At 66.5% G+C, this 21231-nt stretch carries 21 protein-coding genes and 1 pseudogene; 6 read left to right on the plus strand and 16 right to left on the minus strand.

Going from position 1 to position 21231, the window contains the following annotated elements:
* Window positions 1–48: 48 nt before the first annotated feature.
* Window positions 49–636 (minus strand): DUF7411 family protein, encoded by a 588-nt coding sequence (locus HZR14_RS07260; protein WP_181692205.1) that lies wholly within the window; start codon window positions 634–636, stop codon window positions 49–51.
* On the minus strand, window positions 636–983 hold the full coding sequence (locus HZR14_RS07265) for a DNA-binding protein (RefSeq protein WP_181692206.1): 348 nt from the start codon (window positions 981–983) through the stop codon (window positions 636–638). Before HZR14_RS07265 ends, HZR14_RS07260 begins: the two co-directional genes overlap by 1 nt.
* Window positions 984–1057: 74 nt before the next feature.
* On the opposite strand from HZR14_RS07265, the gene HZR14_RS07270 reads away from it, so the two are divergent.
* The gene (locus HZR14_RS07270; RefSeq protein WP_181692207.1) at window positions 1058–1987 is read left to right on the plus strand and encodes an MOSC domain-containing protein; all 930 of its coding nucleotides are present in this window, start codon (window positions 1058–1060) and stop codon (window positions 1985–1987) included.
* 129 nt (window positions 1988–2116) lie between these two features.
* On the opposite strand, the gene HZR14_RS07275 is transcribed toward HZR14_RS07270, so the two are convergent.
* A complete protein-coding gene (locus HZR14_RS07275) occupies window positions 2117–2467 on the minus strand; it encodes a fluoride efflux transporter FluC (RefSeq protein WP_181692208.1) in 351 nt (116 codons plus the stop codon).
* A complete protein-coding gene (locus tag HZR14_RS07280) occupies window positions 2455–2814 on the minus strand; it encodes a fluoride efflux transporter FluC (RefSeq protein ID WP_181692209.1) in 360 nt (119 codons plus the stop codon). Before HZR14_RS07280 ends, HZR14_RS07275 begins: the two co-directional genes overlap by 13 nt.
* 302 nt (window positions 2815–3116) lie before the next feature.
* Here HZR14_RS07280 and HZR14_RS07285 point away from each other — a divergent pair.
* Window positions 3117–4412 (plus strand): annotated as a pseudogene (locus tag HZR14_RS07285) (RNA-guided endonuclease InsQ/TnpB family protein).
* A 131-nt stretch (window positions 4413–4543) separates the two neighbouring features.
* On the opposite strand, the gene HZR14_RS07290 reads toward HZR14_RS07285, so the two are convergent.
* From HZR14_RS07290 to HZR14_RS07325, 8 genes are all read right to left on the minus strand, one after another.
* Window positions 4544–5014, minus strand: coding sequence for an FKBP-type peptidyl-prolyl cis-trans isomerase (locus HZR14_RS07290; RefSeq protein WP_181692210.1), 471 nt, complete (start codon window positions 5012–5014; stop codon window positions 4544–4546).
* Window positions 5015–5121: 107 nt separating this feature from the next.
* Entirely contained in the window at window positions 5122–5706 is a 585-nt protein-coding gene (gene tmk / locus HZR14_RS07295; protein ID WP_181692211.1) for a dTMP kinase, read from the minus strand.
* A 99-nt stretch (window positions 5707–5805) separates the two neighbouring features.
* On the minus strand, window positions 5806–6432 hold the full coding sequence (locus HZR14_RS07300) for a 30S ribosomal protein S3ae (RefSeq protein ID WP_181692212.1): 627 nt from the start codon (window positions 6430–6432) through the stop codon (window positions 5806–5808).
* Window positions 6429–6698 carry a KEOPS complex subunit Pcc1 gene (locus tag HZR14_RS07305; protein WP_181692213.1) on the minus strand — a complete coding sequence of 90 codons (270 nt, stop codon included), beginning with the start codon at window positions 6696–6698 and terminating at the stop codon, window positions 6429–6431. The genes HZR14_RS07300 and HZR14_RS07305 overlap by 4 nt, the downstream gene beginning before the upstream one ends.
* Window positions 6695–7768, minus strand: a complete 1074-nt coding sequence (locus HZR14_RS07310) for a hypothetical protein (RefSeq protein ID WP_181692214.1) — start codon at window positions 7766–7768, stop codon at window positions 6695–6697. Before HZR14_RS07310 ends, HZR14_RS07305 begins: the two co-directional genes overlap by 4 nt.
* 4 nt (window positions 7769–7772) lie before the next feature.
* Entirely contained in the window at window positions 7773–8237 is a 465-nt protein-coding gene (locus HZR14_RS07315) for a 30S ribosomal protein S15 (protein WP_181692215.1), read from the minus strand.
* A gap of 179 nt (window positions 8238–8416) precedes the next feature.
* Window positions 8417–9283, minus strand: coding sequence for an RNA ligase family protein (locus HZR14_RS07320; protein WP_181692216.1), 867 nt, complete (start codon window positions 9281–9283; stop codon window positions 8417–8419).
* 31 nt (window positions 9284–9314) lie between these two features.
* Complete coding sequence (locus HZR14_RS07325) at window positions 9315–9809, minus strand: DUF5812 family protein (RefSeq protein ID WP_181692217.1); 495 nt, start codon at window positions 9807–9809, stop codon at window positions 9315–9317.
* Between the two features lie 101 nt (window positions 9810–9910).
* On the opposite strand from HZR14_RS07325, the gene HZR14_RS07330 reads away from it, so the two are divergent.
* Window positions 9911–11197: a glucose-6-phosphate isomerase gene (locus HZR14_RS07330; protein ID WP_181692218.1), complete on the plus strand. Its 1287-nt coding sequence runs from the start codon at window positions 9911–9913 to the stop codon at window positions 11195–11197.
* Between the two features lie 57 nt (window positions 11198–11254).
* On the opposite strand, the gene HZR14_RS07335 is transcribed toward HZR14_RS07330, so the two are convergent.
* Entirely contained in the window at window positions 11255–12001 is a 747-nt protein-coding gene (locus HZR14_RS07335; RefSeq protein WP_181692219.1) for a CPBP family intramembrane glutamic endopeptidase, read from the minus strand.
* Between the two features lie 128 nt (window positions 12002–12129).
* Between HZR14_RS07335 and HZR14_RS07340 the strand changes: the two genes are divergently transcribed.
* The gene (locus HZR14_RS07340) at window positions 12130–12282 is read left to right on the plus strand and encodes a CopG family transcriptional regulator (RefSeq protein WP_181692220.1); all 153 of its coding nucleotides are present in this window, start codon (window positions 12130–12132) and stop codon (window positions 12280–12282) included.
* A gap of 299 nt (window positions 12283–12581) precedes the next feature.
* Here HZR14_RS07340 and proS read toward each other — a convergent pair whose 3' ends face one another.
* Window positions 12582–14030: a proline--tRNA ligase gene (gene proS, locus HZR14_RS07345; RefSeq protein WP_181692221.1), complete on the minus strand. Its 1449-nt coding sequence runs from the start codon at window positions 14028–14030 to the stop codon at window positions 12582–12584.
* 303 nt (window positions 14031–14333) lie between these two features.
* On the opposite strand from proS, the gene HZR14_RS07350 reads away from it, so the two are divergent.
* On the plus strand, window positions 14334–15302 hold the full coding sequence (locus tag HZR14_RS07350; protein WP_181692222.1) for a phosphoadenosine phosphosulfate reductase family protein: 969 nt from the start codon (window positions 14334–14336) through the stop codon (window positions 15300–15302).
* Window positions 15303–15357: 55 nt separating this feature from the next.
* Here HZR14_RS07350 and HZR14_RS07355 read toward each other — a convergent pair whose 3' ends face one another.
* Both HZR14_RS07355 and HZR14_RS07360 read right to left on the minus strand, forming a co-directional pair.
* A complete protein-coding gene (locus tag HZR14_RS07355; RefSeq protein ID WP_181692223.1) occupies window positions 15358–15771 on the minus strand; it encodes a hypothetical protein in 414 nt (137 codons plus the stop codon).
* Window positions 15772–15939: 168 nt separating this feature from the next.
* Window positions 15940–16446, minus strand: coding sequence for a DUF5817 domain-containing protein (locus HZR14_RS07360; RefSeq protein WP_181692224.1), 507 nt, complete (start codon window positions 16444–16446; stop codon window positions 15940–15942).
* A 261-nt stretch (window positions 16447–16707) separates the two neighbouring features.
* Between HZR14_RS07360 and gltB the strand changes: the two genes are divergently transcribed.
* Complete coding sequence (gltB, locus tag HZR14_RS07365; protein WP_181692225.1) at window positions 16708–21231, plus strand: glutamate synthase large subunit; 4524 nt, start codon at window positions 16708–16710, stop codon at window positions 21229–21231.

The raw sequence follows: 21231 nt of genomic DNA on the forward strand, positions 1-21231 counted from the left end.
GTCGCACCCCGAGGCCGCGGCTCGCGTGCCCGGGGGCAGCCAGCAGTATCAGTCCCGACCGACGACGCGGGTTTGCTCGTGTTCGGGGAAGATCTCCTCGACCGTCCCGGCCCCCCATCGCGACTCGATCAGCGCCCGGAGTTCGGTCTCGTAATCGCCCTTGCGGATCCGTTCGCTCGGGCCCGACTCGACGGTCAGATGCGTCTCGACGAGGCGGTCGACCGCGCCGCGGCCGAACCCCGAAAGCGGGGCGACGTAATCGACGCCGTGTCGGTCCTCCAGACTCTGGGCGACCGCACGCGAGACGGTCGGCACCCGGTCGTCGCGACGTGTCCCGTCGGCGACGGCGTCGTACTCCCCGGCGGCGGCCTCCAGGGCGGCCTCGTGAACCGCCTGGATGCCGGCCCGCGGGAATCCGTCCTCGCGCATCCGGTCTGTCGCCTCCGTTGCGACGTCCTCGGACAGTTCGATCCGCTCGAAGGGAAACCCGAGCGCCTCCGCCGCGTCGCGAGCGTGCGTCCAGTCGTCCGTGATATCGAAGTGAGCGGTCACGAGCGTGACGTCGTAGAACGCCTCCAAGAGCAGCGCCGACAGCGAGGAGTCCTTGCCGGCGCTAAACAGCAAGCCACACTCCATTACCGACGCTGGATGTCGAAGCTCTTCGATTCGGGCTTCATCTCCTGGAGCAGTTCCTTCATCTTCTCCTCGTCGATCTTCCCGTTGAGCCGCCCGCTCTGTGCCAGGGCGACGATCTGTTGTTCGACCTGCTCGCCGAACTGCGGTTTCGACATCTGGATGGTGTTGAGCCGCTTTCGGGCCCCGTCGGTCAGTGCCTTTCGGAGCATCGCCTTCTTTTGAGCCTCGGCCTGTTGGCGTTGGGCATCCGCGGCTTCGGCGTCCTCGCCACCCTGTTGTTCTTTGAGCTGTTCCATCTTTTTTTCGCGGAGTTCCTGCAGTTCGTCGTCGGTGGGATCGCCGCTCATACATGTCCGTTATCGCCGCGAACACAAAAACCGTTATCACTCTCTTTTTTATCGGGCGGGCCGGTCGTTCGGGCATGGACGCCCCCGACTGGCACGGCGAACATCCCGTATCCGATCCCGCGGCGGCCGATCCGTCCCTCGCTGGAATCCAGCGGTTTCCGATCAAGTCACTCGACCCCGAGTCCCGCGAACACGCGAGGCTCGCGACCGACGGGGCGCTCCGGGGTGATCGTCGCTGGGCGATCGTCGACCGGCCCGCATCGGAGCCATACGACCCGACGGCGGCCGACGTGACCGGGACCGGCGACTACGTCAACGGCAAAAAGACCGACGCAGTCCATCGGATCCGCTCGCGGTTTCATCCGCCCGCCGACGGCGGGCCGGCCGTCTCCCTCCGCGAACAGTCGGCCCCGCCGTCGGCGACGCGCCGCTTCGACCTCTACGAGGGCGGGTCGGACCGGAACGAACGCGACGTCCATGCCGGCGCGAACGAGTGGCTCTCGGCGTCCCTCGGCCGCCCCGTGAGCCTCCGGTGGGATCGGCGGGGACAACACGACGACCGGGAGCGACACGGCCCGACGGTCGTCTCGACGGCGACGCTCCGGGAGATCGCGGCGTGGTTCGATATCACGCTCGCGTCGGCCCGACGGCGATTCCGGGCGAACCTCGAAATCGGCGGCGTCCCGCCCTTCTGGGAGGACCGCCTCTTCGCCGACGAGGGGACGGTCGTCGCCTTCCGGGTCGGCTCTGCGCTCGTCGAGGGGATCCACCCCTGTCAGCGGTGTGCTGTCCCCGGACGCGATCCGGACACCGGGGCTGAAACGCCCGATTTCCGGAAGACGTTCATCCGTCGTCGCCGGGAGACGCTCCCGCCGTGGACCGAATGTGACCGGTTCGATCACCCCTTCAGGCTGATGGTGAACACGCGACTCCCGCGGGAGTCCGACGGAATGTGGGTCGCGGTCGGGGACGAGGTCGGCGTCGTGGACCGCCGCCCCGAATGACGTTCCCCGCGTGAACGCCGGGGGGGTCACGGGCAGGCGGGTCGCTACCGCCGGCGATACCTTCGTGAGGAGACCACGATACCGACGCGTGAATGAGACGGCCCCCGCGACGCGACGGGGCCGTCCGTATCAGAGCATCCCGGCGACGGCCCCGCCGAGAACCGCCGCGGCCAACGCGGCGGCAAGCGTCCCGACGGCGTTGATCGCTGCCGCCCTGGGCGCGCCGTCCTCGACAAGTCGGACGGTCCCGACGGCGAACGACGAAAACGTCGTGAAGGCACCACAGAACCCGACGCCGAGCGCGAGCGCGGCCGGACCGCCGGGATCGAGCCCGACGATGACGCCGAGAAGGAAGCTGCCGACGACGTTGACGAACGCGATGTCCCCGCCCCGACGCTCGATCGTGCGTCCGACGGCGTACCGCGAGACGGCCCCGAGAGCGCCACCGAGGCCGACGGCGGCGACGCCTACGAGCGCCACTCGATCACCTCCCGGGCCGCGAGGACCGCCGCAAACCCGAGCGCGTAGTTGGCGAGGACGTTGCCCGCCGCGAGCCCCGGATTCAGCGCGACCGTCTCGACGGCGAAGGTGCTGTAGGTCGTAAACGAGGAGACGAATCCCGTCGAGGCGGCCAGCCGAACCCGGTCGGAGACGTGTCCCCGGTCTCTCACGCGGTAGACGAACAGTCCGAGCGCGAACGCGCCAACGACGTTGACGGCGAGTGTCCCCCACGGGAACGACTCCGGGAGGGCGAGCGCGATCCCGTAGCGACTCACCGCGCCGGCGAATCCACCGCCCGCGACGAGGAGGGTAGATCGAAGCTTCACACCGACGCTCCGACACGTGGCGGTTTATATTTGAAGATGCGAGCCCGCAGAGGCCCTCTCGTTCGCACTGACGGCGCTCGATCCGTTCGCACTGACGGCGCTCGCGGCCGGTCCCCCTTCGGGTCGATAGAGCCGTTCGTATCAGCGTAATGCAAGGTGGAGCCTCCGGCCTCAAGGAGCGACCGAAGCGTAGCGGAGGGAGCGAGTAGGCCGGAGAGGAAACCGACACGGTACGACACAACCGGCATACTCCCACCGACCGACTCCCGAACGTATAAGTATCGTCGGGTCTTCTCTGAAGTATGGACGTGCGTCGAACCGCCGTCGTGAAACTCAACCTTTTCGACGAGCAACGCGACGTACTCCACCGAACCGCCGAGCAATACCTGTACTGCGCGAACCGAACCGCTGACTACTGTTGGTCCGACACATCCTACACCGAGTGCAAGACCAACAAACGGCAGGTTCGTGACGCGCTCTACTCCGAACTCCGAGGGGAGACGGACCTACAGGCACAACTCGTCCAAGCCGCCATCAAACGCGCCGTCGAAGTTGTCAGGCAAAGCCTGACAGCCCGTCAGATGTAATCTGACGAAGCCGTCAAAGGCGTTGTCGAACGGTGGAAGAAGGGACAGCGCGTCTCTTGCCCGACGTTCACCGCCGAGACGATGGACTACGACGCGCGAAGCGCGACGTTCTACCGAAACAAGGTGTCGCTGGCAACTGTTGAGGAGCGGGTCGAACCGTCGTTCATTCTCCCGGCAGACAGTCCGACGCCCTACGAGCGATACGTTCTCTCCGAGGACTACGAGTTCCGCGAGAGTACGGTTCGATACGACGCGGTGGACGACGAGTTCTACATCCAACTCTCGACTCGGCGGACGGACGGCGACGACGCAGAGGTTCCGGCAGATACCGGGCACCCCGACCAAACGGTCCTCGGTATCGACCTCGGCGTCAACTCACTCGCCGTCTCCTCGACCGGCACGTTCTGGCAGGGAGACGAGTACGACCACTGGTGTCGTGAGTTCGAGAAGCGGCGTGGAGAGATGCAACAACGCGGCACGCAAGCCGCACACAACACCTTGCTTCGACTCGGGAAGCGCGAAGAAGCGTGGCGAAAGCAGTACATCCACACGCTCGCCAACGAGATTGTCACGGAAGCCGTCGAACACGACTGCGATGTTATCGTGTTCGAGGAGTTAACCGACATTCGTGAGCGGCTTCCGCACGCGAAGTGGCACCACGTCTGGGCGTTCCGACGCCTCTACGAGTACGTCTCCTACAAGGCACCTGAGCGGGGTGTCTCCGTGGAGCAAGTCGAACCGAACCACACGTCCCAACGCTGTTCTCGGACGGACTGTGGGTTCACGCACGAGGACAACCGCCACGGGGAACGCTTCAAGTGCCAGAAGTGCGGGTACGAGGTCAACGCGGACTACAACGGCGCGAAGAACATCGGGCTACGCTACGCTCGAAAGCGGACGCACAAACTCCGTTCCTCGCCCACGTCGGGGAGCGGAGACGCAGAAGTAGACCTGCGTATACATGGTGGGACGTTGAACGGCAAGAGTCACCGGCCTATTGCTGGTGCCTGATTGCCGGGAGTCCACATCAAAGCCACTGAAAGGCGACGCCTTTCAAGGCCTTGGCAGAGCGACGCTCTGCCAGTGGCCCCACCCTCAACGAACCGAGGCGCGTATGCGCCGAGGGAGTAGGGTGGGGTAGTTTACTTGACGTCGAGGACCTCGATCTCGAACGTCAGCGTCTCCCCCGCGAGTTGGGGGTTAAAATCGACCTCGACGACGTCCTCGCCGACGTGGACGACCTCGCCGTGTTGGCCGTTCTGCGCTTCGAGATACGCCCCCTCGTCGGGAGTCTGCCCTCCCAGCATCTCGCGGAGGTCGTCGGTTTCGAACGTCTGGATGCGTTCGTCGGATCGCTCGCCGTAGGCCTTCTCCGGGGGGATCGAAAGCGTCGTGTTCGCGCCCTCCTCGAGGCCCACGAGTCCCTCGTCCATCCCCTCGATGACCTGTTCAGCGCCGACTTCGACCGTCAGCGGGGTATACTCTCGGTCGGGTTGGGACTCGGCCAGCCCCGTCTCCTCGGCGACGGTTTCTCGCGACGTGTCGAAGACGGTTTCGTCGTCCAGTCGGCCGGTGTACTCGAGCGTAACGGAATCGCCAGTAGCTATCGTCATACCCGAGTGAGGGACGCCACACGGAAAACACGTTGGACTTATCAATCGGCGGGCACCGGCCGGTCCCGGATCGGTCGGCCCCGCGGCCGTCGGACGGACGAAAACGGCTAGTCGAGCAGGTCCGTAACGACCGAACGCGCCTCGGCGAGGACCTCCGGTTCGGGCCGCGTCGCGTCGATCCGGTGAAAGCGCTCCGGTTCGGACTCGATCAGTCGCTCGTAGTTCGCCCGCACTCGTTTTAAATACGACGCGGCCTCGAACTTGTTCGTCGCGCCGGCCCGCTCGGCTCCGAGTTCGGCCGGGAGATCGAAGTACAGCGTCGCGTCGGGTGGGCGAGTGAACGGCTCGTGGACGTCCTTTATGTACGCCATCGGCTCGTCGAGCGTTTCGGCGAGCGTCGCGCTCTGATACGCGTACCTGGAGTCCGAGTAGCGATCCGAAACGACGACGGCTCCGGCCTCGAGGGCGGGGCGAACGACCCGGGAGAGGTGGTCCGCGTGGTCGGCAGTGTACAAAAACAGCTCCGCCACCGGGTCCGCGTCCTCGTCTCCGATCGAGCGCTCGACGGCTTCGCCATACCACGATCCGGTCGGTTCACGGGTGAAGACGGCCCGCTCCGAAAGCTCGGTTTCGAGCCCCGCCGCGACCGTCGTCTTCCCACCCCCGTCGATCCCTTCGAGCGTGATGAGCATACGCCGACGGTGGCGTCGGGCGCATATCAGTTGCCGGGTATCGAGGGCGGCGCGGCCGCTCGAGCCCCGATAAAAAAACCTCCCGGCTCGAAGGACGCGTTAGGCTTCCTCGTCGACGGCGACGGTCGCCTCCTCCTCGGCGGCGACCTCTTCGGGTTTGGCCTCGACGCGGGTCTTTTGGACCTCGACGCGTCGGAGCGGGTAGATCGTCTTCGCCTCGCCGTAGATCGCCGAGGAGAGCCGTCCCTCGACGATGCTGTCGACGAGCCCCTCGAAGGTGCGCTCCTCGGCGGCGTCCTCGACGAGGTCGATCATCGTCCGCCGGATGGCGTGTTCTTGGCTGTGGTCGGCGCTTTTCGTCGTGTAGGCGACGGGCTGGACCTGCACGCGGTAGTCGTCCGTCGTCAACACGGTAATGAAGGCGTCGACCTTCGAGGTACCGCGGCGGGTGAGGCTTCGCAGGTAATCACGGGTGAGTTCGTGTTGGATGAACTCGGTGTAGGCGGTGTCGCTGCCGACGTCCGTGACCTGGAAGGTCAGCTTCGTGTTGTTCTCGCTCGGGTCGTTCTGTAGCTCCCCGAGGGTCGTCTGGATGGTGCGGTCGTAGACCTGTTCGGGCTCGTCCGCGGGTGTCTCGCCGAGTTCGGCCCGGTCGAACATCTCGGGGGCCATCACGGTGTACCATCGCTTCTCCTGTTTCTGCTTGGATACTGAACGTTCGCTCATGATCGTGTTGTCGTGTCGGTTATTCGCTTTGCAACTGTGAGATTCGAGACGTAGTCGTCGACCGTCGTCCGGAGGCCGCCCGTGTTGTCCCGTTCGATCGTCGTCACGACGGCCCCGGAAGGGTCGTCCCGTTCGGCTCCCGAACCGTCGTCGGTCTCGACGCGCGTCGAGACGTCGTCGGTGTTGTCCGGCGTTATCGCGTCGGCGATCAGCCGGGGACGCTCGTGGACGGTCCGGATCGTCGCCCGCCGGGACGCGTCGGTCATATGGCCCCCCGGAACGCCGCGGTAAAGCCCGCGACGGTCCCGTCGAAGGTCGCCGTCCCGTGGGTTCCCCGGACCGTCATCCGGCCGTCGAGGTCCCTCGCGGTTGCCCGCAACGGGGCCTCGACGGCGGTCTCGCCGGCCACCGCGGCCGCGCCGTCGGTCACCGCGAGCGCGATCGGTTCGGGCGAACGATACGAGAGGCCGAGTCGAGCAACGGTGCCCAAAAGCGCCGGCGACCCGCCGTCGAGACGGATCACGTAGACGCCCTCGTAGCGGCCGGTATCGGCCCCTCGAAGCGCTGTGTGTGCCCGTTGGCCGTGGGCGCGCCAGGCTTCGAGCGCGGCGGCCTCGACCCCGTGGCCGAGCGCCAGCGCGATTCCGGTACCGGGTTCGACCCGTGCGACCGCATCGAGGACGTCCGCGAAGCCACCGAGCGTCTCGAAGCGCTCGGTGACGTACGGGTGAAGCGCCCGTTCGACGGCCTCCGCGGCTCGTGGCGGCGCGTTCTCGATCGCCGACAGCGCGAGGACGGAGGCGAGCGTCCGGCCGTCCGGATCGTCGAACGCCCCGAGGGCGTCCTGGACCGCCCGTCCGTCCGCCGAAAAAGGGGCGTGGACGAGCGTCGATCCGGCGAGCCCTTCGATCAAGTCGTCAGTCGGGATCGCAACGCCCGGACGGCGCGTCAGATCGGCCGCCTCCAGAAGCCGTCCCGACGGCTCGACGCCGGCACAGACCGCGCCGGCGAGCGCGAGTTCGGGATCGAGCGCGCCGGGGGCGAACTCGGTGACGGCGTCGGCGGCCTCGACGGCGAGCGCGTCGGCGGCGAGCGTCACGTCGCCGCCCGAGTGGCCGAGGGCGACGGTGCAGTCGGCGTCGGTCGCCGGGGTGTCGGGGACGGCCGCGAGGCTGACCTGATAGGGCGTCCCGATGGCCTCCAGCGCGCTCGTGAGAAGCCCAGCGGCCGCTAGCGCGTCGCCGTCGGCGGTCCCGACGAGCCGAACGAAGTCGGCATCGGTGAGCGCTGTGGCGGCGCGGGGGCGTCCGTTCTCCGGGTGGCCGGCGGCCGACATCCGATTATTCGAGCAGCTCTTTGGCTTCGTCGTACTCGTAGGTGAACGACTCGTCGAGTTCGTCGCCGCGGTAGTAGTCGACGAGGCGTCGGATCTTCGATTCGGTGTTCTGGAGCGCCCGCTTGTTCTGGGCGTCGCCGGGGTTTCGCTCCATGTGGTCGCGCAGCCCGACCGCACGCTCCATCAGGCTCCGGAGGTCCTCCGGGAAGTCGCCGGTCGCGTCGTGTTCTTTGAGGATCTCTGTGACCTTCTTGCCCGTGGCGAGCTTTACGTCCGGGACGGGGACGCCCTGGACGCCCTCGTCTCGGAGCTTCAGGCCGATCTGGCTGGGCTCGTAGCCCTCCTCGGCCAGCTCGACGACCCGCTCTTCGATTGCGTCTTCGTCTACGTCACTCCACTCCGGTGGTTCGTCTGCCGTCGGGCGGTCCGAACCGGACGACCCGCGACGGCGTGAATGCATTCGTGCCATTGTTCGATTGGAACTGCACGGACCGCTCGAAACGGCGCTGGTCGCCGCCGACGGCGGGGCCGCCCGCGGCATCCGCGCCAGCACTACCGCAATCCCAAGCCGACCAATCGGCCGACGAGTCGGATTTGCGGTCGTGCGGTTCCCGCCAGTATCTCGTGTGTTCGTACACAAAACGGTTTCTACTCCCGGTTGGAGCGGTCACCGCTTCGGCTCGCGTCCAAGAACGTCCGCGTCCGTGCCGCGACCGCCGCCCGAAACGCGGACATGTCGACGGACGAGGTGCCGTGATACAGCCGTTCGTGCTCCTCACGGACGACGTCAGTCATCGCCCGGTCGTATAGCGCCTCGAACGTGACGGCCTCCCCCCGGGTTTCGAGCGTCCGTTCGAGCTTCTCGAAGCGCCGGTCCGTCACGTATTTTTTCGCCAGTTCCTCGGCGGAGGCGTCGACGGGGACCGTCTCATCGACCTCCCGGTACTCGGGGTGGAGCAGTTTCGCCCGCCCACCGCGTTTGTTCCGGATCACGACGCCCTCGGCGGGGCCGTCGTACCACGCCGACTGTGGGACCGAGTACGATTTCGGGTCGAAATCCCGAGTGTTGCGCTCCCGTTCGACCGCGTTGATAGGGTCGAGCCCCAACCGCTCGAAGATCCCCTGGACGGCCCCGGGCGGCCGGAACGATCCCGCTCTGTCGTCCCAGACGTCGAAGCCGAGAAACGACGGAAGCCGGTCCCAGTCGTATTCGATCGCGTGTCGGTGTGTCGCCTCGCCGAAGAAGACGATCGATTCGACGTCGTCGACCGCGTTCCGGAGCGCCTCGCGATCCAGCCGCTCGCGGACGTATCGGACGGCGTGTTCGTACGGTTCGGGAATCGCGTCGGGATCCTCGTAGACGCGGTCCCGGTCGCCGAACCGGAGTTCCCCCGACTCGCGGAGTTGAAACCGGACGTTCGCGCCGTCGACTTTCTCCAGCAGCCACAGGTGGCCCGACTCGAAGAGCGCCTCGGGGGCGTCTTCGACGCGGGGGATCGAGGGATACGGTTTCATATACGAGCCATCGGCGTAGTGCCACCGGCTGTCATGGCAGATACCGGACGCTCACGACCCCCGGTTCGCTGCGGATCTCGACGCGGTCGACGCCGAGGCGGGCCGCCCGAACCAGGGTCGCCTCGTCCTCCAGGACGTCGCCGATGGCCGATTCGGTGTCCCCCTCGGGGACCGTCAGGACGTGCAGTTCGCCGGTGCCGGCACGCTCGCGCGTCGTCACCTCGCCGACGTCTTGCTCCGCCGCGAGCCGTCGTTCCTGTTGGGTGGGCGGTTCGGGGCTGTCCTCGAGGGAGAGCCGCCGCCGCGTCTCGACCTCCGTGAGCCGGTAGGTGACCCCCATCGGCGGCTCCGGTTCGAGACACCCCTCGATCACCTCCTCCGGTTCGACGCCGGGGTTCTCCCCGAGGGTATGGACCTGCCCGCGGTCGACGTCTTTCAACACCGCCGATGCCTCGTCGGCATGGGTCACCACGAACCGCCCCTCCTGCCCAGCCGTGTTCGCTTCGCCGGTGGTTTCATTCGGCATGAACGATCGAACGCGCCCGTCCCTTTTCGGGGTTTCGGGCCGCACGGATCGCGTCAGGCCGCATCGCCAACGCCTTTAGCATCCGCCGCCGCGGTGGGAACATGAACGTAGATTTCGGTAACGCGCTGGATTCGGAGGCGGTCACGGGCGTCTCCGAGGCCTCCCTCGAACGGCTCGACGACCGGGTCGGACGGGTACACGACCGGATCGAAACAGGGATCGAAGACCGGGAATTCGGGTACGCGAGCCTCGCGTTGCCGGAGGACACGGAGCCCGAGGCGATCCGGACGGCACTCGAGGGGTTCGACCCCGACGCCGTCCTCACGGTCGGTATCGGCGGGTCGGCGCTCGGCGCGGAGACGATCACGGCCGCGCTCGGCGTCCCCGGACACTACAGCCTCGATAACGTCGACCCGGAGCGGACCCGAGGCCTCCTCGAAGAGCTTCCGCTCGACTCGACGCTCCTCAACGTCGTCTCCCGATCGGGAACGACCGCCGAGACGCTCGCGGACTTCCTCGTCGTCCGGGAGGCGATGGCCGACGCCGGCGTCGAGTGGACCGACCGGACGGTCGTCACGACCGGCGAGTCGGGGCCGCTCCGGGCGCTGGCCGACGAACACGGTCTGGCGACCTGTCCGGTCCCCGAGGGCGTCCCCGGCCGGTTTTCGGCCCTTTCCGCCGTCGGGCTGGTCCCGGCGGCGGCTCTCGGCTGTGATATCGAGGCGATCCTAGCGGGCGGGGCGGCGGGACGGGCCGCGCTTTCGCCGTCGCTCTTCTCGTGTCCCGCGTACGCCTACGGTGCGGTCGCGCACGCGCTCGAAGCCCGCGGGGCGACGACGAACGTCTTCGTCCCCTACGCCGAGGCGCTCGAACCCCTCGCGGAGTGGTTCGCCCAGCTGTGGGCCGAAAGCCTCGGGAAGGACGGCCTCGGCCAGACGCCCGTTCGGGCCCTCGGCGCGACCGACCAACACTCCCAACTACAGCTGTATCGGGCGGGCCGAAAGGACAAGCTCGTGACGCTGTTGCGGCCCCGAGAGCGCGATGACGAGCCGATCCCCGAAACCGACATCGAATCGCTGTCGTATCTCGGCGGCGGGACGCTCGGGGGGCTACTCGACGCGGAGTTCGAGGCGACGGAGGCCTCCCTGGCTGCGGCGGGACAGGCGAACGTCCGTCTCGAAGTCGAGCGCCTCGACGCCGAGAGCGTGGGTCGGCTGCTCTATGACCTGGAGGCGGCTTGCATTCTCGTCGGCGAGCTTTCGGGCGTCGAGACGTTCACCCAACCGGCCGTCGAGTGGGGCAAGCGGGCCGCACGCGGCCTGCTGGGCGGTGGGGAGTTCGAGGAGGCGAAGGCGGTCGAGCAAAAGACCGTCCGGCGGGTCGAATAGCGGTCGGTACCGAGCGCGGTCCACACGGGAGCGCGCCGGAGGCGACGACGGCCCGTATCAAACCGCCCCGACGGCGTCGACGTACGTCATCGCGAACGTGATCGCGTTGTAGATCCCGTGGGCGAGCGCCGGCACGAGGAGGTTGCCGCTGTACTCGTAGACCAGCCCCAAGATCGCCCCGAGCGGGAGCAACAACAAAAAGATCGTCACGAGCGTCCCGGGGACGTTCGCGGGGTCGAGATACGCGATAAAGTGGACGACCGCGAAGATGAGCGCGGCGATCCCGACCGCCGATAGCGTGTCGAAGACCGCCGTGAGCCGCGTCTGGATGATTCCCCGATACAGGAACTCCTCGGCGGGGCCGACGACGAACACCGAGAGAGGCAAAAACACGAGTGCGATGGTGGGATTCGCGTCGATACTGTCGGCGATGCCGTGGTCGACGAGCGGAAGGCCGAGCCGCTCGATGAGTGCCGGTAACACGACCGCGAGCGCGACGAGAGCCAGAACCGTCGCGACGGCGACGCCGAGGTCGCCGGGGGTCGGCCGTCGGATCCTGACGAAAGAAAGAGAGCGCCCGTGGCGGGACAGATAGAGCCCGCCGACGGCGGCGAGGCCAACGTACGTCCCGAGCGTGAACAGCAACTGCCCGGAGGGGTTCCCGACGGAAAGCGAAAGCGGCCCCCCGATGAGTCCGAACGTTATCATTCCGAACAGAAAGCCAACGAGCAGGCCGACAGCACCGAGGACCGTCATCGCCACGACGACACGTCCCGAGGATGCCGTCTCGGATGACTGCGTCATTGTCCCGTGTAGGGCGGGCGATCGATTAAGCCTGTCCGTCCCGGGGTACGCGTTTCGCCGACGGTCGGGGTCGACGTCCGTCGCTCGTCTGACGTACGTTTATGAGAGCTGCAAAAGGATGTCAACATATGCCACGGTACTGCCTCGAGTGTGACGATCGCCTCGCACGCCGACTCGAAGCGCTCGCGACGAAATACGGGCTGACCGAGGAGGAAGTCATCACGCAGCTCGTCGAAGTCGGCATCGAGGAGGTCGACGGGAAGGCCGCCCGCCGATACTGATACTGGTGGACGAAATCAAATGAAACCGACTCACGAGTGATCCGCCGTTCGCTCCGTCGAACGGCGTGATCCTCGTGCGTCGTGTGTACATTCTTTTGTTCGTCAGTATGAGTACGCTCGTCTCGGAGCGCCACGCGCCCTCAACGGGGGTGGCGCTCGGCGGGACACCGCGGGCGTACTCATACTGCCGGACGTACGTTCGTGTACGTCCGACTCGGTACATGTCCAAACCGCCGGTCGAACGTGCGTGTCGACCGCCCCGCGAATAAACGGGTCGGTGGCGTCCCGAACGCCCCCGGTCAGTACGACTTCGCGAAGTAGGCGGTCTCCTCGGCCGGTTCGTCGCAGATCCCACAGGTGTCGTAGACCGGTCCCTCCTCGGCGTCCAGCGGGAGCATGACGATCTCGGCGGCGATCTCGTCTTTGATGACGGCCTCGCAGTCCTCGTCGCCACACCAGCCCGTTTTGACGTAGCCCCCGTGGCGGCCGATCGTCCCCAGGATCTCGCCGCGGCCGTGGGCCTCGCGGACGTTCTCCGCCAGGTTCTCTTCGGCGGCGGCGTAGAGTTTGGCGTAGACGGTATCGAGCGCGTCGCCGACGGCGTCAGCGATCCCGTCACGATCGGCGAGTTCGCTTTCGCCGTCGGGTCGGTGGACGAGTGTCGCGGTGCGCTCTTCGACCTCGTTGGGGCCGATCTCGATGCGCAGCGGAACGCCGTTGAGTTCGTGTTCGTTGAATTTGAAGCCGGGATTGCGTCCGTCCCGGTCGTCGAACTCGACGCGGAACGCCCCGTCGAGTTCGGCCGCGAGGTCGGCGGCGTACTCTTTGACCTCGGTCTCGGTGTCGGCCTGCCAGATCGGGACGACGACGACCTGTGTGGGCGCGAGTTCGGGCGGAACGACGAGGCCCTGATCGTCCGAGTGGGTCATGATCAACGCGCCGAGCGCACGCCAAGAGAGCCCCCACGACGTCGTGTGGGCCGTCCGTTCGTCCTCGTCCTCGTCGGTGTAGGTGATGTCGAACGCCTCGGCAAAGGAGGTCCCGAGGTGGTGGCTCGTCCCCGCCTGGACCGACTTGCCGTCGGGCATCAACGCCTCGATGGTCGTCGTCGTCTCCGCGCCGGGGAACTTGTCGTGGTCGGGCTTTCGACCCAACAGTCCGGGGATCGCCATCACCTCCTCGTAGAGGCGCTCGTACTGCTCTAACCGCGTCATCGTCTCCGTCCAGGCGTCCTCGCCCGTCTCGTGGGCGGTATGGCCCTCCTGCCAGAGGAACTCCTTCGTCCGGAAGAACGGCTTCGTCTCCGTGGCCTCCCAGCGGACGACCGAACACCACTGATTGAGCCGCATCGGGAGATCACGGTGGCTCCGGATCCACTGTGCCATAAAGGGCGTGATGATCGACTCCGAGGTCGGCCGGACGGCGAGTCGTTCCTCGAGTTCGTCGTGGCCGCCATGGGTCACCCACGCCACTTCGGGGTCGAAGCCCTCGACGATGTCCTTTTCGCGTTCGAGATACGATTCGGGGATGAACATCGGGAAGTAGGTGTTCTCTACGCCGGTCTCCTTGAACCAGCCGTCGAGGTGGCTCTTGAGTCGCTCCCAGAGGGCGTACCCGCGCGGGCGGGTGACGATGAACCCACCCATCGGGGCGTAGTCCGCGAGTCCGGCCTTCTGTACGACCTCGGCGTACCACTCGCCGGGGCTGTGCGCTTTGCGTTCGGTGATTCCGAGTTCTTGTTCGCTCATGTGTGTGTGTGGCGTTCGCGTCCGGCCGCCGGGGCGGCGACCGCTGACGGGGCCGCGTTGATGTCCGTTCCGCCTCGCGCATGTATATATCGTCGGGATCCGATCGTGGGGTGGGAGGTCGCTCGTGGATCGACGAGACACGACGAACCGTCCGGCGGGAGCGTCGTCGGGGGCGTCCGTCGGATACGTCGCCGCGGCCCCGGACGTTACTGCCGGTTCCGCCGACGCCGCCTCGACGCTCGCTGCCGACTTCGCCGAACCCGAAACGCCCTTTACCTTCCTAATTATATCTAATTACACGCCATGTGCGAGTTTCCGGAGTACGTCGACGTATCGTACACCGACGGCGAGGGCGAATCCGCCGCGGACTACCCCGAGTTGGAGGACAAAATCGAACAGGCGATCGAGGTCGTCGTGGCTGGCCTCGAGGAGTACAAAAACCCTGCGATCATGTGGACCGGCGGGAAGGACTCGACGCTGACGCTGTATTTCGTCAAGGAGGTCGCCGAGGAGTACGGCTACGACCTCCCCCCGGCGGTCTTCATCGACCACTACCAGCACTTCGAGGAACTGCTGGGGTTCGTCGACCGGTGGGCCGAGGAGTGGGACCTCGATGTCGTCTTCGCGCGAAACACCGACGTCGGCGAGTACGTCGACGAACACGGCGTCGACCCCGGCGACGACATCGAGATCGCGGCGCTCTCCGAGCACAACCGCCACCACGTCCGCGACATCCTCGAATACGACGAGGAGACGTTCCCGTTCCTCCTCGACACCTACGTCGGTAACCATCTGCTGAAGACCGTCGCACTGAACAACACGCTCGAGGAACACGACATCGACGGCATCATCTCGGGCATTCGCTGGGACGAACAGGACGCCCGCGCCGAGGAGACGTTCTTCTCCCCGCGACACGATCCCGATATCTACCCCCCACACGACCGCGTCCAGCCCATCCTGCAGTTCGACGAGGCCGACGTCTGGGACGCCTTCTGGTATTACGTCGTCCCCGAGACGGTGCCGGCGTTCCCCGACGACGGTTACGTCCCCCAGGACTACGACGACCTGCCCAACGGCCTCTCGCACGAGGACGTCCCCGTCTCGCCGAAGTATTTCGCCGGCTTTCGCTCACTCGGTAGCGAGATCTCGACCGAAAAGAGCGACGAGGAGCCCGCCTGGCTCCAGGACCTCGACAACACGACCGAGCGCGCGGGCCGCGCTCAGGACAAAGAGGACCTGATGGAGCGGCTGCGCGACCTCGGCTACATGTAACGGCGGACGGCCACCGTTCGGTATCAATTACAGCGGCGTCGAGTCCGTCTTTTTTCTACGTCCCCGAGTGCCAGATCAACGCGGCCAGCGTCGCCGCGCCGAGCACCAACGCGCCGCCGCCGGCGACGAGTGCGACCGCACTCGAAAAGGCGGTCCCGAGGACGACCAACAGCCACCCGAGCGCGCCGACGGCGTGGACGATGCCGAGACGCACCCGTCCCTGCCCGACGTAGGCGATGCTGCCGGCGAACAGCCCGAGCGAAAAGACCACCGCTGCGAGTACCGCGAGATCGAGTTCGACCCCCGAGACGGCGATCGGGCCGACGAACGGCTTCGCGAGGAACAGCCCGACGCCGATGCCGAGACAGCCCACGATAACGAGCGGTGCGCGGTCGCTTTCGCCGTCCGCGGGGTCGCCCCCGTCCTCGAAGTCCTCGGGAGAGAACCGATACTCCTCGTCCTCACTCACGGCGTCTCACCCGGGAGCGGGGGCCGGGGTCGACGCCCACGGAGTTTCGCACGCCGCGACACGCCCTCCGTCGGTCCGTCGTAGCCGCCTGTATACACCGTCGGTCCGTCGTAGCCGTCCGTATCCCCCGTCGGTCCGTCGTAGCCGTCCGTATCCCCCGTCGGTCCGTCATAGCCGCCTGTATACACCGTCGGTCCGCGTTACCTCGCCCGCCCGGCGCAGTTTTTCCAGCGTCCGTTCGACGTACGACTCGGGGACGCCGGCGGCGCTCGCGTACCCGACGACGTCGGCCTCGGTCGGTTCGTCGAGTTCCACGAGGCCGTCGAGGACGACCTGCTTTCGACTCCGCGTCGATCGGTTCCCGTCCCCGGAGCGATCCCCGGCGGCCGACACCGCCTCGGGATCGATCCCGGATGCCGAGAGGTACTCGACGTCGTCGATCCCGACCCCGTCGACGTCGATCGACTCGGGATCGACGAACTCGCCGTCGTCGGCCCGCTCGGCGAGCATCGAACTCCGGACGCGCGCGGCGGCCCCGGAGCTGTCCGTCTCGGCGAACGCCCGGAGCTTCGAGAACTGGTGTGTGCGCCGACAGCGCGGGCACCGCGACGTTTCCGGCCGCCCCTCGACGATCCAGAGGGCGTGACACTCACGACACCCGACGACGGAGTACATACGGACATTCCCGTCGGCTGTCAGTTGAATCTGCCGCTCGACCCCGGACCTCCGCATCCGCCCTAGACCTCCACATCCGCCTTGGGCCTCCACATCCGCCCTAGACCTCCACATCCGTCCCGTTCGCGGACTGACGTCGAACGCGCCGATCCGCGTCCGACGGACGGTACGATCAATTACATTATATGTCCTTGTATGAAATAAACCCACCCTTATACTTTGAGGGGAAGCCTCTTGTTCCGGTCTGCTATACCCGAAGGTATGTCTGAGCCAACTGATCGCTCCGCGAGCACGGCTGGGCTTGCGGATCCGAACGACTATCGCGCGAACTGCGGGGTCGGCGTCGTCATGGATCTCGACGGCGACCGATCCCACGGCACGGTAGCGGACGGTATCGAACTGCTCGAGAACCTCGAACACCGCGGTACGACGGGGGCCGACGAGAACACCGGCGACGGGGCCGGAATCCTCCTCCAGACGCCACACGAGTTCTTCGACGACGAGATCGAGGCCCTCCCGGACGCGGGCGAGTACGCCGTCGGCTCCGTGTTCATGCCGCGGGACGAGGAAGCGATCGCCCGACTGCAAGACCTCACGGAGCACGTTTTCGCCGAGCACGGACTCGACGTGTTCGCCTGGCGGGACGTCCCGACCGACAACGCGTCGCTCGGCGAGACGGCCGTCGAATCGGAACCGGTCGTCGTCCAGTGTTTCGTCGAATCGGATCTCGGCGACGACGCCTTCGACCGTGCGCTGTATGTCGGCCGGCGCGACCTCGAGACGACGATCGAGGAGCGCGATCCCGACGGCGCGGCCCGGTTTTATGTCTGCTCGCTCGACCGCAAGACGGTCGTGTATAAAGGCCTCCTGACGGCCGAGCAACTGCCGGCGTATTACCCGGACCTACTCGACGACCGCGTCCGGTCGACCTTCGCGATGGTTCACGCCCGGTTCTCGACGAACACCCTCGGCGCGTGGCACCTCTCGCATCCGTACCGAAACATCGTCCACAACGGGGAGTTCAACACGATCCAGGGCAACATCAACTGGATGCGCGCCCGCGAGGACGACCTCGAACACCCGGACTTCGGCGGCGAGATCGAGACGCTCCGACCGATCATCAACGATCCCGAACAGTCCGACACCGCCTCCGTCGACAACGCGCTCGAACTCCTGATGGCGGGCGACCGGGAGATGCCCCACGCCCTCCGAATGTTGATTCCCGAGGCCTGGCGTGGCGAGGCCAACCGCGTCTCCGAGGACCGCCGCGAGTGGTACGACTACCACGCCTCGCTCGTCGAACCGTGGGACGGTCCCGCCCTCGTCGCGGCGACCGACGGCGATCGAATCGGCGCGGTCCTCGACCGAAACGGGCTCCGGCCCTGTCGGTACGACGTGACGAGCGACAACACCCTCGTCATGGCAAGCGAGGCCGGCGCTCTCGAGTACGACTTCGGCGAGATCGAGCGCCGCGACCGCCTCCAGCCCGGCCAGCTGTTCGTCGCCGACCCCGAGGAGGGCCGTATCGTCCCCGACGAGGAGATCTTCGAGGACCTCGTCGACGAACGGTACGGCGAGTGGGTCGACGAACGCCAACTCACCCTCGACGACGTCGCCGACGCCGACGAGGCCACACCGCGGGGCTCCGTCGACTCGATCCGCTCCCAGCAGGCGCTGTACGGCTACACCGAAGACGAGATGAGCCACCTCATCGAGCCGATGGCGACGGAGGGAAAAGACCCCGTCGGGTCGATGGGCGACGATACGTCGCTTAGCGTTCTCTCGCAGTTCAACCGCCCGCTGTTTAGCTATTTCAAACAGCTCTTCGCGCAGGTCACGAACCCACCGCTGGATTACATCCGCGAGGAGCTCGTCACCTCCATGGAGACGCGACTGGGCTACCAGCGGAATCTGCTCGGCGAGACGCCGGAACACGCAGCACAGCTCGTCGCCGACTCCCCGGTGCTCACCGACGCACAGACCGCGGCCATCAAAGCCCTCGACGGCGACCTCTCGACGGCGGTCCTCGACACCACCTTCGACCCCGGAACCGACCTCGAAACCGCCGTCAGGGACGTCCGTCGGAAGGCGACCATCGCGGCGCAGGAACACGACGTCATCGTGTTATCGGACCGGAACGCCGGCCCGAACGCGATCCCGATCCCGGCGTTGCTCGCGACCGGCGGCGTCCACCACCATCTCGTCCGAAACGGCCTCCGGAATCACGTGGGACTCGTCCTCGAATCGGGCGACCCGCGTGCGGTCCACCACGTCGCGACGTGTATCGGCTACGGGGCCGGCGCGGTGAACCCGTATCTCGCCTACCAGTCGATCGCCGACGTCGTTGCAGGCCCCGACGGCGCAGACGAGGGGAGGGCGATCGAAGCCTACATCGAGGCGGTCGAGGACGGACTCCTGAAGACGATGGCGAAGATGGGGATCTCGACGGTCGAATCCTACCAGGGCGCACAGATCTTCGAAGCCGTCGGCCTCGATTCCGAGTTCGTCGCCGAGTACTTCGAGGGGACGACCGCCCGGACCGGGGGTGCGGACATCGACGACGTCGAGGCCGACCTCAGGAAGCGATACGAACTCGCCTTCGCCGACGACCCCGAACTCGAACTGCAGGGGGAGTACGAACACCGCTCCTCGGGGATGTTCCACGAGTGGAACCCCCAATCGGTCGGGACGCTCCAGAAGGCGGTCCGAAGCGGCGACTACGGGGAGTACCTGGAGTTCGCAGCGCAGATGAACGATCAGACGGAGAACCTCCAGTCGCTTCGGGGACTCCTGGAGTTCGACTCGGATCGTGACCCCGTCGATATCGAGGACGTCGAACCCGTCGAGGAGATCGTCCAGCGGTTCTCGACGGCCGCGATGAGCCTCGGCAGCATCTCGCCGGAGGCCCACGAAAACAACTGTATCGCGATGAACCGGCTGGGCGGCAAATCCAACACCGGCGAGGGGGGCGAACCCCCCGAGCGGTTCGGCACGGAAAAGGAGTGTAGCGTCAAACAGGTCGCCTCCGGCCGCTTCGGCGTCACCTCGACGTATCTGGCGAACGCCGACGAGATCCAGATCAAGATGGCACAGGGCTCGAAGCCGGGCGAGGGCGGCCACCTCCCCGGCAAGAAGGTCAACGAGATGATCGCGCACGTCCGCTATTCGACCCCCGGCGTCGGGCTCATCTCGCCGCCGCCGCTGCACGATATTTACTCCATCGAGGACCTCAAACAGCTCATCCACGATCTGAAGGCGGCCAACCCCGAGGCGGACGTCAACGTCAAACTCGTCTCGGAGGCGGGTATCGGTACCATCGCCGCCGGCGTCGCGAAAGCCAACGCCGACGTCGTCCACGTTTCCGGACACTCCGGCGGCACGGGCGCATCGCCGAAGACCTCGATCAAAAACGCCGGCCTGCCGTGGGAGCTCGGCCTCGCCGAGGCCAATCAGATGCTCCGCTCGACGGACCTGCGCTCGCGCATTCGCGTCACCGTCGACGGCGGGATGAAGACGGGCTACGACGTGGCGGTCGGCGCGCTCTTGGGTGCCGAGGAGTACGTCTTCGGGACGGCCTCGCTCGTCACCTCCGGCTGTGTGATGGCCCGACAGTGTCACGAGAACACCTGCCCGGTCGGCGTCGCCACCCAGCGTGAGGACCTCCGAAAGCGGTTCCCCGGCGAACCCCAACACGTCATCAACTACATGACGTTCATCGCACAGGAACTCCGGGAGATCATGGCCGAACTCGGCTTCGAGCGCGTCGAGGAGATGGTCGGCCGGGTCGACGCGCTCAAGCAGCGCGACGACGTCGAACAGACGAAAGCGAGCAAGCTCGATCTCTCCGCCGTCCTCGCGGAGCCGCCCGGCGACGACCGGTATAAGACCGAACCGCAGACCCACGAGATCGACGGGGCGCTCGATTGGGCGCTCATAGAGGAGGCCGAAACGGCGATCGAGACCGGCGACCCGGTCTACATCGATCGGGACATCTCGACTGTCGACCGCGCCGTCGGCGCGACGCTCTCGAACGAGATATCGAAGCGCTACGGTACCGACGGCCTCGCCGAGGATACGATCCGGATCGACTTCGGCGGTACCGCCGGCCAGAGCTTCGGTGCGTTCCTCCAGAACGGCGTTACGATGGAACTCACAGGCACCGCAAATGACTACGTGGGCAAGGGGCTTTCCGGCGGGACACTCGTCATCAACACGCCGAACGATGCGCCCTACGAGCCCGAAAAGAACATCCTCATCGGTAACGTCTCCCTCTACGGGGCGACCCAGGGCGAAGCCTACATCAACGGAATGGCCGGCGAGCGGTTCGGCGTCCGCAACTCCGGGGTCAAAGCCGTCGTCGAGTCCGTCGGCGACCACGGCTGTGAGTACATGACTGGCGGCGTCGTTGCCTGTCTCGGCCGGACCGGCAAGAACTTCGCGGCCGGGATGTCCGGCGGCGTCGCCTACGTCCTCGACCGGGACGGCGACTTCGAGGAGAAGGTCAACTACGGCATGGTGTCGACGACCGACGAGTTGGATCGCGCGGACAGACGGATGCTCAAGCGCCTGATCGAGAACCACGTCGCCCACACCGACTCGGACCGCGGCGAGTACGTCCTCGAGAACTGGGAGGCCGAACTCGGGAAGTTCATCAAGGTGATGCCCGACGCCTACGCCGACATCATCGAAGAGCGCGAGGAGGCCGACGTCCGGAAGGACCTCCCCACGCCGGTGGCCCCCGGAGCCGACGGCGAGCGCCCCGGACACGTCGCCTCCGACGACTGA

Source organism: Natronomonas salinimetallica (genome assembly GCF_013839515.1).
Classification (GTDB): domain Archaea; phylum Halobacteriota; class Halobacteria; order Halobacteriales; family Haloarculaceae; genus Natronomonas.